Source organism: Zobellia russellii (assembly GCF_044597075.1).
Classification (GTDB): Bacteria; Bacteroidota; Bacteroidia; order Flavobacteriales; family Flavobacteriaceae; genus Zobellia; species Zobellia russellii.
This window is the reverse complement of record NZ_CP139000.1, coordinates 3,656,972-3,670,887: the sequence shown is the minus strand read 5'-3', so window position 1 is coordinate 3,670,887 and position 13,916 is coordinate 3,656,972. Positions and strand designations below refer to the sequence as shown.

Sequence of the window (13,916 nt, the reverse complement as noted above, 5' to 3'; positions counted from 1 at the left end):
CCTAAGGCAGCTATTAATCATTATGTTTCTAACTGCTGTACCATAACCTTATGAAAATGAAAGAAGTACTTGTTGTATACTACTCCCAAACAGGGCAATTACGTACAATTATAGATTCTGTATTATCTCCTCTAAACCGAGAGTCAACAAACATCACCTACCACCAAATTATTCCTGAGGAACCTTACGAATTCCCATGGAAGAAAGAGCGGTTCTTTGATGTTTTTCCGGAATCCTTCCTTCAAATTCCTACACCCATTAACAAACCTGATGCTTCGGTGCTTTCCAAAAAGTATGATTTGGTAATTCTAGGGCACCAAGTCTGGTACCTATCCCCTTCCATACCCTTAAATTCCTTTTTAAAATCAGATGCGGCAAAAACCCTTTTGAACAATACCCCGGTCATTACCGTAATTGGGGTACGCAATATGTGGGCCATGTCACAGGAAAAGGTGAAAAAAATGCTCATTGGATTAAATGCCAAACTAGTGGGAAACATTGCCTTGGTGGACAAAAACATCAATCATATTAGCGTAATTACTATTGTGCATTGGATGCTAAAAGGCAAAAAGGACCGCCTTTGGGGCGTTTTTCCAAAACCTGGAGTTTCTGACAACACCATTGCATCCGCAGATAAATTTGGCCATCCGATTAATGAAGCTCTTTTAAAATCTGATTTTTCTTCCCTACAAGAAAAATTGAATCGTTTGGATGCTTCCAAAATCAGTAACTTACTGGTTCAGATGGACAAACGTGGGAACATATTGTTTTCCAAATGGGCCAACCTTATTAAAAAGAAGGGAGACCAAGGAGACCCTGCCCGTAAAAAATGGCTACGTTTCTTCAACTATTACCTGATATTTGCCATTTGGATAATCGCACCTATAGTTTTTATTGTATTTTTGCTCACTTATATCCCAATGTATAGGAAAATCCAAAGGGAAAATAAATATTACGCCTCTGTAGACTATAAGGAGTAAGACTGACACATGAAAAACGCTTACATTACCAAAATATCTAAATTTTTGCCCAACTCACCTGTCGAAAACGACCAAATTGAAGAGAAATTAGGGTTTATAGACGGACAAAAGTCTAGGGCAAAGAGCATAATTCTACGTAACAACAAAATCAAGAAAAGGTACTATGCCATTGACGAAGATGGCAATGTAACCCATAATAATGCCCAGCTTACCGCGGCAGCAATAGAAGAACTTTGCGATTCTGATTTCAGCAAGAAAAACATAGAACTTCTTTCCTGCGGAACCTCTACACCAGACCAACTTTTACCGTCTCATGCGGCCATGGTACACGGTGTATTGAAAAACGGCAATATGGAAATAAATTCGGCCTCCGGTGTTTGCTGTTCCGGCATGAACGCCTTAAAATATGGCTATATGGCCATTAAAACAGGGCAGGTAAACAATGCCGTATGTACCGGTTCAGAAAAAGTTTCTACTTGGACCAAAGCAGATTTCTATCAGGAAGAAATTGAGCATTTAAAGGAATTGGAAGAGAACCCAATGATTGCCTTTGATAAAGATTTTTTACGATGGATGCTTTCCGATGGATCAGGAGCCATCTTAGTGGAAAACGAACCCAAAGGAGATACGCCAATAAAAATTGAGTGGATGGAAGGTTTTTCATACGCTTATGAAATGGAGACCTGCATGTACGCCGGTGGCGAGAAGCTTGAGAGCGGCGAACTAAAACCATGGAGTGAATTTGCTCCGGAAGATTGGGCTAAAAAATCTGTTTTTGCAATTAAGCAGGATGTAAAACTGCTGGGTGAAAACATCTTAAAAAAAGGTGTGGATTGCCTAAAAATGGTTTATGAAAAACATGGTATTGGCCCCAATGATGTTGACTATTACCTCCCCCATATTTCTTCGTACTTCTTTAAACAGGGACTTTATGACGAAATGAAGGAACAAGGCGTAGAAATGCCTTGGAATAAATGGTTTTTAAATCTTGAACATGTGGGTAACGTAGGTGCGGCATCCATATACCTTATGCTAGAAGAATTAATTTCTTCGGGGAAGCTAAAAAAGGGTGATAGAATATTGTTGCATGTTCCGGAAAGTGCTCGTTTTTCATACACTTACGCCTATCTAACTGTGTGCTAGCATGAATGTATTGAAAGAAACCATTACCGATAAAGAGTTTCTACAAAACCTTATTCCGCAAAAACCACCTTTTATTATGGTGGGCAAATTGCTTGAGTATTCAGAAAAAAAAATTGTTTCCGGACTTATTGTTCCAGAAGACAATCTGTTTGTTTTTGAAAACCGGTTTATGGCCCCGGGCCTTATTGAAAATATGGCACAGACCGTGGCATTGCATACTGGTTACAAATACTATTTGGCCCAGAAACCCGCTCCGACGGGATATATAGGCGCCATAAAAAAAGCTACCGTTAATGCCTTGCCATTTGTAGGCCAAGAACTGGAAACCACGGTAGAAATCCTTCATGATCTTATGGGCATAACCATGGTATCCGCCACTGTAACCTGCGAAGGAATTATACTGGCTACAAGTGAAATGAAAACCGCACTGGCAAACTAATTTGGAAGCACGCGTGAACATAGACATCAAGAACTTCCTGCCCCATAGAGAACCTATGCTTATGGCAAGTGTAACGCCCTATCTTGATGAAACTTCGGTTGAAACGCATTTTAAAGTAGAAGAATCCTGTATTTTTGTCGCCAACGAATACCTATCCGAAACCGGACTTATTGAAAACGCGGCCCAAACCTGCGCCGCCATTGTTGGTCAAAGTTTTTTTGACGATGATGATAAAGACGGAAGTAAAAGTAAGGTCATTGGCTATATAAGTGCTGTAAAAAAAGTACGTATTACCGCATTGCCTAAAGTGGGCGAAACCATTGTAACCAAAGGCAATCTCGTTTCCAGATATGATAATGAAGCTTTTAGCAGCTGCACCATAGCTTCTGAAACTTTCAGAAATGAAGAATTAATCGTAGCTTGTACTTTGAACTTTTTGATCCATGAGGTTTAAGAGGGAAAAATAGTGACAATCCCCCAAAATAACGACCAGTGAAAAAAGAAGAAGTACCACAGGACAAAGGCCTTTTAGATTCTGCCCAAACCAAAGAACTCACTTATGCCGTTGATGAAAATGGCGAGTACACTACAGAACTGAGTTCTGGATGGGACCCTAAGACTATTGCTCTTAGCAACGCCATAAAAGATATTGAAGAGCGCGTAGCCGCGGCTAAGAAACGGGTAGAAAACAATGAGACCAGCCCCATTGAATATTATATGGAGCTACACAAAATGGACCTCCCCATTCTATCTAGCTATGTTGGACTTTGGCAATGGCGCGTAAAGCGACATTTTAAACCAAAGGTTTTTCAAAAACTTAACCAAAAAACGCTTCAAAAATATGCTGATATTTTCGAAATCAGTATTGAAGAATTGAAACACATTTCTTAAACATCCGCATGCAAATAGAATTTACCCACAAACAATCGGCACACTGTGAAAACGGTGTGGTAAGTAACCTAATGCGCCACAATGGTTTTGATGTAAGCGAACCTATGGTCTTTGGCATAGGTTCCGGCCTTTTGTTCTGTTATATTCCCTTTTTAAAAGTAAACCATGCTCCGGTAGTTACCTATAGGGCTATGCCAGGTTTTATTTTTAACCGGTTCGCCAAAAGAGTAGGTATCAAAATAAAACGGGAAAAATTTAGTAATCCGGAAGCGGCAAAATCACGCCTGGATGAAAATCTGTCCAAGAACAACCCCGTAGGCCTACAAGTGGGTGTTTATAACCTTCTGTACTTTCCGGATGAATACCGCTTTCACTTTAACGCACATAACCTAGTGGTCTATGGCAAGGAAGAGGGTAACTATTTGATTAGTGACCCGGTTATGGAACAGGTTACCACCCTAACCGAAAAACAGCTTGAAAAAGTACGCTTTGCCAAAGGCGCATTCGCCCCTAAAGGCCATATCTATTACCCAACCTCATTTCCAGAAAAATTAGAATTGAAAAGTGCGATTATAAAGGGTATTAAACAGACCTGTAGCGAAATGACCGCCCCTTTTCCTATTGTAGGAACAAACGGCATTAAGACCATTTCCAAGCTTATTCGTAAATGGCCCAAGAAAAAAGGTGCTAAAGTGGCTAATCATTATTTAGGCCAGATTGTACGTATGCAAGAAGAAATAGGCACAGGTGGCGGAGGTTTCCGTTATATCTATGCCGCTTTTCTACAGGAGGCAAGCCAAGTTCTAGATAACGAAAAACTAAACGAACTCTCAAGGGAAATGACCAAAATTGGAGATGACTGGCGAGACTTTGCATTGAATGCCTCACGTATCTACAAAAACCGTAGCCCCGAAAATGATGCCTACAACAAGGTAGCCGATGAACTTGAAGCTATTGCAAATAGCGAAGCGGAATTTTTTAAAAAACTTAAAAAGGCCATTTAAAACCCTCTTTTTAACCTTATCGTCTTTAATAAGACAAACCGTGGTTTATCTTGTTAATTTCGATTAGTTTTGATGTCATGATCCAAATCAACCAGCTTTCTAAGATGTATAAAGGGGCCGACGATTTTTCCGTCCGTGATTTGGATTTAACCATAACCGAAGGTGAGATTTTTGGCCTCTTAGGTCCAAATGGAGCTGGGAAGACCACTCTCATATCAATGCTTAGCTCTCTACTAAAACCTACTTCAGGACACTTTACTATAGACGGGCTAAATTACAAAGACCATAAAAACAGACTAAAACAAATAATAGGCATTGTTCCTCAGGAATACGCTCTCTACCCGTCATTAACGGCCTATGAGAACCTCGTCTATTTTGGAAGCATGTACGGACTTAAAGGTCAGTCCTTAAAAAACGACATCCATGCCCATCTTGAGACTATGGGGCTATCAAAATTCGCCCATAAAAAAATTAAAAGTTTTTCCGGAGGGATGAAACGCCGCATAAACCTAATATCCAGCATTTTACACAATCCAAAAGTTCTATTTTTAGACGAACCTACCGTTGGTGTGGACGTACAGTCTAAGAACGTTATTATGGCTTACCTAAAGGAATTGAACAGTGCGGGTACTACCATTATTTACACTTCGCATCACTTGAACGAGGCCGAACAATTTTGCACCCGCGTAGGTATTATTGACCACGGCACACTGGTGTGCATTGGCACACCTAAAGAACTTATAGCCCAAGAAGAAAATGCAGCACATCTAGAAGAAGTATTCTTGGCCAAAACCGGTAAAGCTTTACGTGACCATGCATAAACTTTGGGCCTCTACATACAAAGAGTTTTTACTCATTACCCGAGATATTGGTGGGCTGGCCGTACTATTTCTTATGCCGTTGCTATTGGTCATTGTCATTACCACAATTCAGGACAATTCATTCAAAAGTATAAAAGAGACCAAACTACCTATTCTTTTGGTAGATATGGACAAAGGAAAAGTATCCGAAGATATTTTAAAAAGTCTGGCCGATTCCAAATTGTTTCAAGTAGATATGGCCGCTACGGATGCGGAAGCCAAACAACAAGTCTTAAAGGGCGATTATCAATTGGCTATTGTAATACCTGAAGACTTATCCTCTCAACTAGACATTAAAATTAACGAGAACGTAGATGGTATCCTAGCTAAGTTCAGTGATGGCGAAGAAAACATTCCCGAAGTAAAGTCCAAATTGGAACCCAAAGAGGTGAAACTGTATTTTGACCCTGCAACGCAGCAATCGTTCAAAAGTTCCGTGCGAAGTAATATTGATAAGATGATTTCTAAAATAGAAACCGAAACCATCTACAGGGCCTTTCAAGAGCAATTAACGGACGACCCCTCAGAAGCTATTTTTGAAACCGAAAAATTCATCACTTTTACGGAAATTATACCTAGTAAGCACAAAGAAGCACTCATACCTAACTCTACACAACATAATATTCCTGCCTGGACTCTCTTTGCCATATTTTTTATAATTCTGCCATTGGCCATTAATATGGTGAAAGAAAAGAATCAGGGCACATTTGTACGATTACGAACCAACCCTGTTTCCTACGCTACCGTATTAGGCGGTAAAACTATTGTTTTCCTAGGTGTATCATTAGTTCAATTTGCTCTTATGTTAGCATTGGGAATTTTTCTTTTCCCTCTCATCGGTTTACCTAAACTAGATGTTTCCGGCAGATTGCCCCTATTGTTCGTAGTTGCTTTTTTTGCCGGTCTAGCGGCGGTTGGCCTTGGCCTCCTATTGGGTACCGTTGCCAAGACACAAGAACAATCCGCACCATTTGGAGCCACTTTTGTTGTGATTTTGGCCGCAATTGGCGGGGTTTGGGTCCCTGTTTTTGCCATGCCAAAATTCATGCAAGTACTCTCTAGCCTATCTCCAATGAATTGGGGGCTAAGTGCATTTTATGATGTATTTTTGCGCAACGCGACCTTTAGTGAGATTATACCCGAAATATCCCTTTTACTCATATTTTTTGTGGTCACCACGCTCATCGCCATAATTTATAACGAAAGAAAAAATGCCGTCTAACACCAAAAAAGAAATTAGTTTCACGAGTGAAGTCCGTGTACGGTTTGCAGAAACGGACCCTCTAGGTATTGTCTGGCACGGCAATTATATTCAGTATTTTGAAGATGGTCGGGAGGCCTTTGGTAGGCACCACGGTATTTCGTACCTGGACCAAAAAGACCATAACTTTTCAACCCCTATCGTAAAGTCTTCCTGTGAACATAAGCTTCCATTAAGCTATGGAGATGTTGCAACCATAAAAACAACTTATATAGACTCTCAAGCGGCAAAGATGATTTTCAAATATGAAATCTATAATCCTAAAGGGGCAGTTGTTTGCACTGGAGAAACGGTTCAGGTTTTTGTTGAATTGGGGGGCGAATTATCCTTGGTAATCCCAAAGTTTTTTGCGGATTGGAAGAAAAAAGTTGGCCTTTTAGATGAATAACGTTTACCTGTCACATAACAATATTGTTTCCGCATATGGCTTTGATAGTGCTTCTGCGGTAGATAGCATTAAAAATGAGGTAACCGGACTTACATTGGTAGATGATTCCAAAGTTCTGCCAAATCCGTTTTACTCCTCTCTAATCCATCAGGAAAACCTAGAAAGCGAATTTCAAAAATTAGATTCTAAGGAAGCTCACACAAGACTTGAGCAAATACTTCTGGTTTCCTTGGCGGATACGCTTAAGAAATCGGGCATAGAACTTACGGAACGTGTAGGCTTGATCGTTTCCACCACAAAAGGAAATATAGATGTCTTGGATGCGGATAGTCCGTTTGACGAAAACCGTGCCTATCTTGGTGAGTTAGGGAAAAAAATAGAAACTTTTTTCGGGTTTAAAAACGAAGCCATAGTGCTATCCAACGCCTGTGTGTCCGGAGTTTTAGCCTTGGCCGTAGCAAAAAGACTGATACACCAAGAACGCTATGACCATGTGTTCGTAGTTGCAGGGGATTTGGTAAGCAAATTTATTTTAACCGGCTTTAACTCGTTTCAAGCCTTAAGTGAATCTCCCTGCAGACCTTATTGCAAAACTCGCGCAGGTATTAATATAGGGGAGGTAGGCTGTAGCATACTTGTTACCAAGGACAAAGCCTATCTTGTAGACGAATCTGTGCAAATTATTGGCGAGGCCACCTGTAACGATGCCAACCACATTTCGGGTCCATCAAGAACAGGGGAAGGATTATACCGAAGTATTGTTTCTGCAATGGAACAAGCAAAAGTAGATGCAGACGCTATAGATTACATCTCGGCCCATGGTACGGCTACCATGTACAATGATGAAATGGAAGCCATTGCCTTCAACAGGGCCAACTTACAAAACACCCCCTTGAATAGTTTAAAAGGTTATTTTGGACATACGCTTGGGGCTTCCGGACTATTGGAAACCATCATCGGGATGCACTCCTTACATACAAATACCCTTTTTGCTTCGCCGGGATTCCAAGAACTAGGTGTATCGCAACCATTAAATATTATTACCAAGACCACACCAAAAGAAAGTCATATTTTCCTAAAGACCGCTTCTGGTTTTGGGGGTTGTAATACGGCGGCAATTTTTAAAAAAGTTAATTCATGAGCAGTCCTGAATATTACATAAAATCATACTGCCATATTAGAAACGGTAAAGTCTCAAAGAACGGAGAGGTTCTCTTTTCCGATGATTCCGAAGAATTTCCCGCTTTTATAAAATCAGCATACAAACACTTTGAAACCGATTATTCAAAGTTTTTTAAAATGGACAACCTCAGCAAACTGGCATTTATGGGAGCCGAGGTACTTTTACGGGACACCAGCGAACAAAATACCGCCCTTGTCCTTTCAAACAAAGCCTCAAGTTTGGATACTGACCGTAAGCACCAAGCTGCCATCAGTAACGAATCTGGCGCATTTGCTAGTCCCGCTGTTTTTGTTTACACACTTCCGAATATCTGTATGGGTGAAATTAGCATTCGTCACAAACTGTATTCTGAAAATAGTTTCTTTATATTTGCCGAGTTTAACCCCTATTTATTGTCAGATTATGCCAATGATTTGCTGATATCAGGCAAAGCCAAAGAGGTTTTATGTGGCTGGGTTGATTATGACAAAGGAAAATATGATGCGTTTTTATACGTTATCGCTAAAAAAGGTGTGTTGCCCCATAATACAGGAGAACTTACCAAATTATACAGAACAAAATGAGCGAACTTAAACAAGAATTGAAGGAAAAAATCATCGAACAATTAAATTTGGAGGATGTTTCCGTTGACGAAATCGCAAACGACGACCCACTTTTTGGTGAAGGTCTTGGCCTTGATTCAATTGATGCGCTAGAGCTAATTGTAATGTTAGACAAAGATTACGGTATTAGATTGGCAGACCCAAAAGAGGGCCGTAAAATCTTTGAATCTATAGATACAATGGCCGCTTATATAGCTGCTAACCGAACCAACTAAAGGTTCTATCGTCTTTTAAGTTGCCAAGCACACGGTTGTACTGCACAGTTAGCCGCATACAACTATAGCACTTAAGCCTAAGATTCGTATTTTTATTCCATATCTATTAATATATTCAAATTAATATGTGCAAGGGCATAGCAATTACCGGCATGGGCGCTATTTCTGCCATTGGAAGCAATGTGCAAGAAAACTACGATGCACTGGTTTCCGGTAAAATTGGTATTTCAAGAATTTCTAAAGTAGATACCGTTCATAAGAACGATATTATGGTCGGGGAAATTGAAATGACCAATGACCAATTAAAGCAAAAACTTGGTATTGCCAAAGAAACAGCGGTATCAAGAACTGCTCTTTTGGCTATGCTTGCTGCCGATGAAGCCCTAAACCAAGCTGGAATTACCGATATAAACGATTGCGAAACCGGACTTATCTCCGGGACCACCGTGGGTGGCATGGACCAATCCGAAAAATATTATTTTGAATACCTGGAGAGCGATGAGCATTGGGGTCATATTAACGGACTCCACGCTGGGGATTCTACCCAAAAACTTGCAGACCATTTAGGGTTAACGGAAAGCTTTGTTTCCACCATAAGTACCGCTTGCTCCTCTGCCGCAAATGCTATTATGCTGGGGGCACGAATGATAAAATCAGGACAATTAGACCGTGTTGTGGTGGGTGGTACGGATAGCCTTTGTAAATTCACCATAAACGGATTTAAGACCTTGATGATTTTATCCGACACCTATAACACACCCTTTGACGATGAAAGAAAAGGGTTGAATCTTGGTGAAGCCGCTGCCTATCTTGTTTTAGAATCCAACGAAATTGTAAAAAGGGACAATAAAAAAGTGTTGGGCTATGTAACGGGTTATGGCAATGCCAATGACGCCTTTCACCAGACTGCATCTTCCGAAAATGGGGATGGAGCGGTTCTTGCCATGGAAAAAGCATTAAAAGTTTCGGGTTTAAACCCTTCGGATATAGATTATGTGAACGCCCATGGTACCGCAACCCCTAACAACGACCTTTCCGAAGGTCGTGCATTGCTCCGTATGTTTGGAGACCAAGTACCGGAATTCAGCTCCACCAAAGCGTTTACAGGCCATACATTGGCGGTTGCCGGTGGCATAGAGGCCATATATTCAGTTTTGGCATTGCAGAACAACATAATTTATCCCAACCTGAATTTCAAGACTCCCATGAAGGAGTTTAATTTGCTTCCGCAAACCACGGTAAAACAAAAAGAGTTACGCCATGTACTCTCCAATTCTTTCGGATTTGGCGGCAACTGTTCTACTCTAATCTTTTCCAAAGAAGCGCAATGAAACCAGTATATATAAATAGCGTAGGTTCCGTTTCGGCACAGAAAACTTTTGACAACAGCGAGTTTCTTAACGAAATAACCGAGTATACGGACTCCGTGGTTCACGTAATAAACCCTAATTACAAAGAATACATTCCACCGGCAGCGGCGCGACGCATGGCCCGTGGTATTAAAATGAGTACTGTAAGCTCTAAAAACGCCCTTACCGAGGCGGGAATAGAAAATGTAGATGCCATTATTGTAGGTACCGGTCTAGGTTGCATTGGAGACTCGGAACGTTTCGTTAGCGACATCATAAAGAACGACGAGCAATTTTTGACCCCTACCCGCTTTATTCAGTCTTCCCACAATACCGTAGCTGGGCAAATTGCACTAGGATTGGGCTGTAAAGGACATAATTTCACTTTTGTACATTCGGCTGTTTCTTTTGAGTCTTCGCTTATAGATGCAAAAATGATGCTCCAGAACAATGAGTCCGATACGGTTTTAGTTGGAGGAGTAGATGAATTGGTAGAACATCACGTAACAACGCACCGTCTGATCGGGCATATTAAAAAAGAACCTGTTGCCTCAAAAGACCTTTTGCAATCCAATACTGAAGGTATGGTCATGGGCGAAGGGTCTCACTTTTTTGTGCTCTCCAAGGAAAAATCAAACTCCTGCTATGCAGAATTACTTGCTGTAAAAACATTCAATACACTTGCCAAAGAACAAGTAGAGTCAAAAATCATTGCTTTTCTTGAAAGCAACAAAATGACCGTTAAGGATATAGACGTGGTTATTCTTGGTAACAATGGTGATGCTAATTATGACCATTATTACGAGCAACTTAGCAACTCCCTTTTAACAAATACACCGCAAGCTTATTACAAGCATCTTTCAGGAGAATATGATACCGCAACGGGGTTTGCCTTTTGGTTGGCCAATAAAATTTTAAAGACCCAGACCGTTCCGGACAGTGTTCAACTAAATTCTATTAAGCCTGCTAAACTACAGACCATCTTGGTGTACAACCAATACCGAGGAGAAAACCATAGCCTCACCTTAATCCAAAAATGCTAAAGCGGAATAGGGTAAATACCGCCGCCATTGCTCTTTTGTTTCTACTGGGAACACTTTATTTTTTTGGTCATGCGCCTTGGCACACTATTCTTTTATTACTGTTCGTTTGGTTCGCCATAACCGTATTTGGCTCTTTTTTTATCCAATGGAACTACCATTTACACGCCTTACACTCCAACAAAGCCCTTAACAACAATTGGATTTCTATAACTTTTGATGACGGACCCAATAGGGAATTCACCCCAAAAGTTCTTGATTTACTTGAAAAATATAATGCTAAAGCAACTTTTTTCTGCATAGGCGAACAGATTGAAAAACACCCGGAAATCCTAAAAAAAATCATTGCCCAAGGGCATACTATTGGTAACCATACCTACTCGCATGCCAATACCTTCGGTTTTTTTTCGTTGGATAAAGTAATGAACGAACTTACTAGGACAAAAAAAGCAGTGTACACAGTAACCGGAAAAGAGATGACACTCTACCGCCCAGCTTTTGGGGTAACCAATCCGCAGATTGCAAAAGCCGTTAATCAACTAAACATAAAGGCCATTGGATGGAACGTACGTTCACTGGACACCACATCTAGGTCCGAAAAAACTATATTAGAACGCATTACGAAAAAGGTTTCAAAAGGTGATATTATACTGCTTCACGACACTAGCGAAAAAACAATACGTGTTTTGGAACAGTTATTGTTATTTTTGCGAGAGAAAAATCTGAGTTCGGTCACTGCTGACCGTTTACTAGAAATCGAAGCGTATGCATAAGATACTTTTTCTTTTATTTTTTATATCCTTATCCGCTGTGGCCCAAAAAGAAATGACCACTGCGGAAGCTACGGATTTAAAGGTCAAGGTAAAGACCAGGGCAAACGCCACAACCACGGTATTGAGCGATTTTACGCAATACAAGCATTTAGATTTCCTTTCGGATGATATCGTCTCCCAGGGCAAGTTGGCTTTTAAAGTGCCCAATTTGGTAAAGTGGGAATACACCAAGCCTTTTGCCTATTCCGTTCTCTTTAAAAATGAAACACTGTTCATTAACGATGACGGTAATAAAAGTAATATGGATGTGGGCTCCAACAAGATATTCAAACAATTGAACCAACTTATTACCGCCAGTATTCGCGGGGATATGTTTAATGATGATGAATTCAACATAAAATATTTTAAAATAAACGATTCTAGCTTAGTTTACTTTCTCCCTAAAGATGAGCAGTTCTCCAAATTTATAAAGGCTTTTCACCTTTCGTTTAACGCCCAAGGCGATGTTACCGAGGTAAAGATGATTGAACCTTCCGACGATTATACGCACATTAAATTTTCAGATCGCGTCGTGAACAAAAACGTGTCCGATGCGGTTTTTACTCAGTAGTTTTTGCCTCTTTCTTCTAGTAGGCTGTGCTTCTTACCCCTCTCAAAAAGGATTTGAGCCTGCTAAGGATTTTCAGAAAAAAACTACGAACCCTTATTTTTCCAACACCAAAAAAGACTATGTATACAAGGCTAAAATAGATGCTTTCAACAAATCTTTTGGTGGCCTCTTCATAGTGAAAAAGCTAGGTGAGAGACACCACCGCATTGCATTTACCACAGAAATAGGGAATACCATTTTTGATTTCACTTTTAAAGGGAATGATTTTAAGGTAAATCGGGTTCTAAAGGAATTGGATAAGAAAGTACTCCTTAATATATTAAAAAGGGATTTTAAAGCCTTGATACAAGAGAAATCCAGGGTAAAGAATAGTTTTAAACTAGCTCAGGATACGGTCTTACAAACGGACATCCTCTCTAAAAAACATTATTTTTATTACAACAATGGGCAACTACATAAAATTGCCCGCGTAGACCGAAACAAAGAAAAAGTAGAATTCAAATTCACCCGTATAGAAGAGCAATTTGCAAAAGAAATTGAAATAGCCCACCATAATTTTAAACTTCATATTGCATTAAAAGCGTTGAAATGAAAACAATACAACTACTCTTTGCCCTAATGGTTCTGGGCTTGTCGGGAACGGCAGTCGCGCAGACCCGCCCAGGAATAAAATTAGGATTGAACAACTCCAACATTAGCAACACCACCCTAGACACAAAATCCGGAATTTATGTAGGAGCATTTGTAGACATTCCATTTTCTGACTATTACTCCCTACAACCAGAACTATTGTATTCCAATCAAGGTGGAAAATCCAACTCCGACCAATATGGAGACGTTAACATCAATTATATCTCCATTGGGTTACCCAATAAATTCTTTGTGAGCCCAAATAGTGGCATTCATTTTATAGTTGGCCTAGGTCTGGATATTAACTTTGAAAACAATTTTGTTAATTTGACCAACTTTAACGGTGATGACGAAATTTCACCTGTAGACGTCTCCGTTTTTGGAGGAATAGGTTATGAGTTCGATTTTGGATTGATTCTTGAAGCACGCTACAAACAGGGTACGATAAGCGTTGATTTTTTTGGGGAAGATGACCTGTACGAAGAAGCGGGAAGTAACCTTAACGGTGTATTCCAGATAGGTGCCGCATATAAATTTAAACTATAAAC

The 13,916-nt window shown here is 40.2% G+C and carries 18 protein-coding genes; all 18 read left to right on the top strand.

The window, feature by feature from the left end:
* The first annotated feature begins 56 nt into the window (after positions 1-56).
* The gene (locus SJY45_RS15010) at positions 57-980 is read left to right on the top strand and encodes a dialkylrecorsinol condensing enzyme DarA (protein ID WP_400071751.1); all 924 of its coding nucleotides are present in this window, start codon (positions 57-59) and stop codon (positions 978-980) included.
* A 9-nt stretch (positions 981-989) separates the two neighbouring features.
* Entirely contained in the window at positions 990-2,123 is a 1,134-nt protein-coding gene (locus SJY45_RS15005) for a beta-ketoacyl-ACP synthase III (protein WP_400071750.1), read from the top strand.
* 1 nt (position 2,124) lies between these two features.
* Positions 2,125-2,562: a hypothetical protein gene (locus SJY45_RS15000; RefSeq protein WP_400071748.1), complete on the top strand. Its 438-nt coding sequence runs from the start codon at positions 2,125-2,127 to the stop codon at positions 2,560-2,562.
* Positions 2,563-2,575: 13 nt separating this feature from the next.
* On the top strand, positions 2,576-3,016 hold the full coding sequence (locus SJY45_RS14995; RefSeq protein ID WP_400071746.1) for an ABC transporter permease: 441 nt from the start codon (positions 2,576-2,578) through the stop codon (positions 3,014-3,016).
* A 38-nt stretch (positions 3,017-3,054) separates the two neighbouring features.
* Positions 3,055-3,453, top strand: coding sequence for a hypothetical protein (locus SJY45_RS14990; RefSeq protein ID WP_215435973.1), 399 nt, complete (start codon positions 3,055-3,057; stop codon positions 3,451-3,453).
* An 8-nt stretch (positions 3,454-3,461) separates the two neighbouring features.
* Positions 3,462-4,457, top strand: a complete 996-nt coding sequence (locus SJY45_RS14985) for a BtrH N-terminal domain-containing protein (RefSeq protein WP_400071744.1) — start codon at positions 3,462-3,464, stop codon at positions 4,455-4,457.
* A gap of 77 nt (positions 4,458-4,534) precedes the next feature.
* The gene (locus tag SJY45_RS14980; RefSeq protein ID WP_400074361.1) at positions 4,535-5,278 is read left to right on the top strand and encodes an ABC transporter ATP-binding protein; all 744 of its coding nucleotides are present in this window, start codon (positions 4,535-4,537) and stop codon (positions 5,276-5,278) included.
* Positions 5,271-6,539 carry an ABC transporter permease gene (locus tag SJY45_RS14975; protein WP_400071742.1) on the top strand — a complete coding sequence of 423 codons (1,269 nt, stop codon included), beginning with the start codon at positions 5,271-5,273 and terminating at the stop codon, positions 6,537-6,539. Before SJY45_RS14980 ends, SJY45_RS14975 begins: the two co-directional genes overlap by 8 nt.
* On the top strand, positions 6,529-6,966 hold the full coding sequence (locus tag SJY45_RS14970; protein ID WP_400071740.1) for an acyl-CoA thioesterase: 438 nt from the start codon (positions 6,529-6,531) through the stop codon (positions 6,964-6,966). The genes SJY45_RS14975 and SJY45_RS14970 overlap by 11 nt, the downstream gene beginning before the upstream one ends.
* Entirely contained in the window at positions 6,959-8,107 is a 1,149-nt protein-coding gene (locus tag SJY45_RS14965) for a beta-ketoacyl-[acyl-carrier-protein] synthase family protein (RefSeq protein WP_400071738.1), read from the top strand. Before SJY45_RS14970 ends, SJY45_RS14965 begins: the two co-directional genes overlap by 8 nt.
* Entirely contained in the window at positions 8,104-8,712 is a 609-nt protein-coding gene (locus SJY45_RS14960) for a 3-oxoacyl-ACP synthase (RefSeq protein ID WP_400071736.1), read from the top strand. The genes SJY45_RS14965 and SJY45_RS14960 overlap by 4 nt, the downstream gene beginning before the upstream one ends.
* Complete coding sequence (locus SJY45_RS14955) at positions 8,709-8,966, top strand: phosphopantetheine-binding protein (protein ID WP_038237427.1); 258 nt, start codon at positions 8,709-8,711, stop codon at positions 8,964-8,966. Before SJY45_RS14960 ends, SJY45_RS14955 begins: the two co-directional genes overlap by 4 nt.
* A gap of 125 nt (positions 8,967-9,091) precedes the next feature.
* Entirely contained in the window at positions 9,092-10,297 is a 1,206-nt protein-coding gene (locus tag SJY45_RS14950; protein ID WP_400071734.1) for a beta-ketoacyl-[acyl-carrier-protein] synthase family protein, read from the top strand.
* A complete protein-coding gene (locus SJY45_RS14945) occupies positions 10,294-11,358 on the top strand; it encodes a beta-ketoacyl synthase N-terminal-like domain-containing protein (RefSeq protein ID WP_400071733.1) in 1,065 nt (354 codons plus the stop codon). Before SJY45_RS14950 ends, SJY45_RS14945 begins: the two co-directional genes overlap by 4 nt.
* Positions 11,352-12,128 carry a polysaccharide deacetylase family protein gene (locus SJY45_RS14940; protein WP_400071732.1) on the top strand — a complete coding sequence of 259 codons (777 nt, stop codon included), beginning with the start codon at positions 11,352-11,354 and terminating at the stop codon, positions 12,126-12,128. The genes SJY45_RS14945 and SJY45_RS14940 overlap by 7 nt, the downstream gene beginning before the upstream one ends.
* Positions 12,121-12,738 carry an outer membrane lipoprotein carrier protein LolA gene (locus tag SJY45_RS14935; protein WP_400071730.1) on the top strand — a complete coding sequence of 206 codons (618 nt, stop codon included), beginning with the start codon at positions 12,121-12,123 and terminating at the stop codon, positions 12,736-12,738. Before SJY45_RS14940 ends, SJY45_RS14935 begins: the two co-directional genes overlap by 8 nt.
* The gene (locus SJY45_RS14930; protein ID WP_400071728.1) at positions 12,719-13,330 is read left to right on the top strand and encodes a hypothetical protein; all 612 of its coding nucleotides are present in this window, start codon (positions 12,719-12,721) and stop codon (positions 13,328-13,330) included. Before SJY45_RS14935 ends, SJY45_RS14930 begins: the two co-directional genes overlap by 20 nt.
* The gene (locus SJY45_RS14925) at positions 13,327-13,914 is read left to right on the top strand and encodes a porin family protein (protein ID WP_289061199.1); all 588 of its coding nucleotides are present in this window, start codon (positions 13,327-13,329) and stop codon (positions 13,912-13,914) included. Before SJY45_RS14930 ends, SJY45_RS14925 begins: the two co-directional genes overlap by 4 nt.
* Positions 13,915-13,916 lie beyond the last annotated feature (2 nt).

Excerpts from the sequence above, each read along its gene's own strand:
- SJY45_RS14945 (WP_400071733.1), top strand. The coding sequence starts at position 10,294 with ATGAAACCAGTATATATAAATAGCGTAGGTTCCGTTTCGGCACAGAAA.
- SJY45_RS14955 (WP_038237427.1), top strand. The coding sequence starts at position 8,709 with ATGAGCGAACTTAAACAAGAATTGAAGGAAAAAATCATCGAACAATTA.
- SJY45_RS14985 (WP_400071744.1), top strand. The coding sequence starts at position 3,462 with ATGCAAATAGAATTTACCCACAAACAATCGGCACACTGTGAAAACGGT.
- SJY45_RS14970 (WP_400071740.1), top strand. The coding sequence starts at position 6,529 with ATGCCGTCTAACACCAAAAAAGAAATTAGTTTCACGAGTGAAGTCCGT.
- SJY45_RS15010 (WP_400071751.1), top strand. The coding sequence starts at position 57 with ATGAAAGAAGTACTTGTTGTATACTACTCCCAAACAGGGCAATTACGT.
- SJY45_RS14960 (WP_400071736.1), top strand. The coding sequence starts at position 8,104 with ATGAGCAGTCCTGAATATTACATAAAATCATACTGCCATATTAGAAAC.
- SJY45_RS14980 (WP_400074361.1), top strand. The coding sequence starts at position 4,535 with ATGATCCAAATCAACCAGCTTTCTAAGATGTATAAAGGGGCCGACGAT.
- SJY45_RS14965 (WP_400071738.1), top strand. The coding sequence starts at position 6,959 with ATGAATAACGTTTACCTGTCACATAACAATATTGTTTCCGCATATGGC.
- SJY45_RS14950 (WP_400071734.1), top strand. The coding sequence starts at position 9,092 with ATGTGCAAGGGCATAGCAATTACCGGCATGGGCGCTATTTCTGCCATT.
- SJY45_RS14930 (WP_400071728.1), top strand. The coding sequence starts at position 12,719 with ATGCGGTTTTTACTCAGTAGTTTTTGCCTCTTTCTTCTAGTAGGCTGT.
- SJY45_RS14935 (WP_400071730.1), top strand. The coding sequence starts at position 12,121 with ATGCATAAGATACTTTTTCTTTTATTTTTTATATCCTTATCCGCTGTG.
- SJY45_RS14940 (WP_400071732.1), top strand. The coding sequence starts at position 11,352 with ATGCTAAAGCGGAATAGGGTAAATACCGCCGCCATTGCTCTTTTGTTT.
- SJY45_RS15005 (WP_400071750.1), top strand. The coding sequence starts at position 990 with ATGAAAAACGCTTACATTACCAAAATATCTAAATTTTTGCCCAACTCA.
- SJY45_RS15000 (WP_400071748.1), top strand. The coding sequence starts at position 2,125 with ATGAATGTATTGAAAGAAACCATTACCGATAAAGAGTTTCTACAAAAC.
- SJY45_RS14925 (WP_289061199.1), top strand. The coding sequence starts at position 13,327 with ATGAAAACAATACAACTACTCTTTGCCCTAATGGTTCTGGGCTTGTCG.
- SJY45_RS14975 (WP_400071742.1), top strand. The coding sequence starts at position 5,271 with ATGCATAAACTTTGGGCCTCTACATACAAAGAGTTTTTACTCATTACC.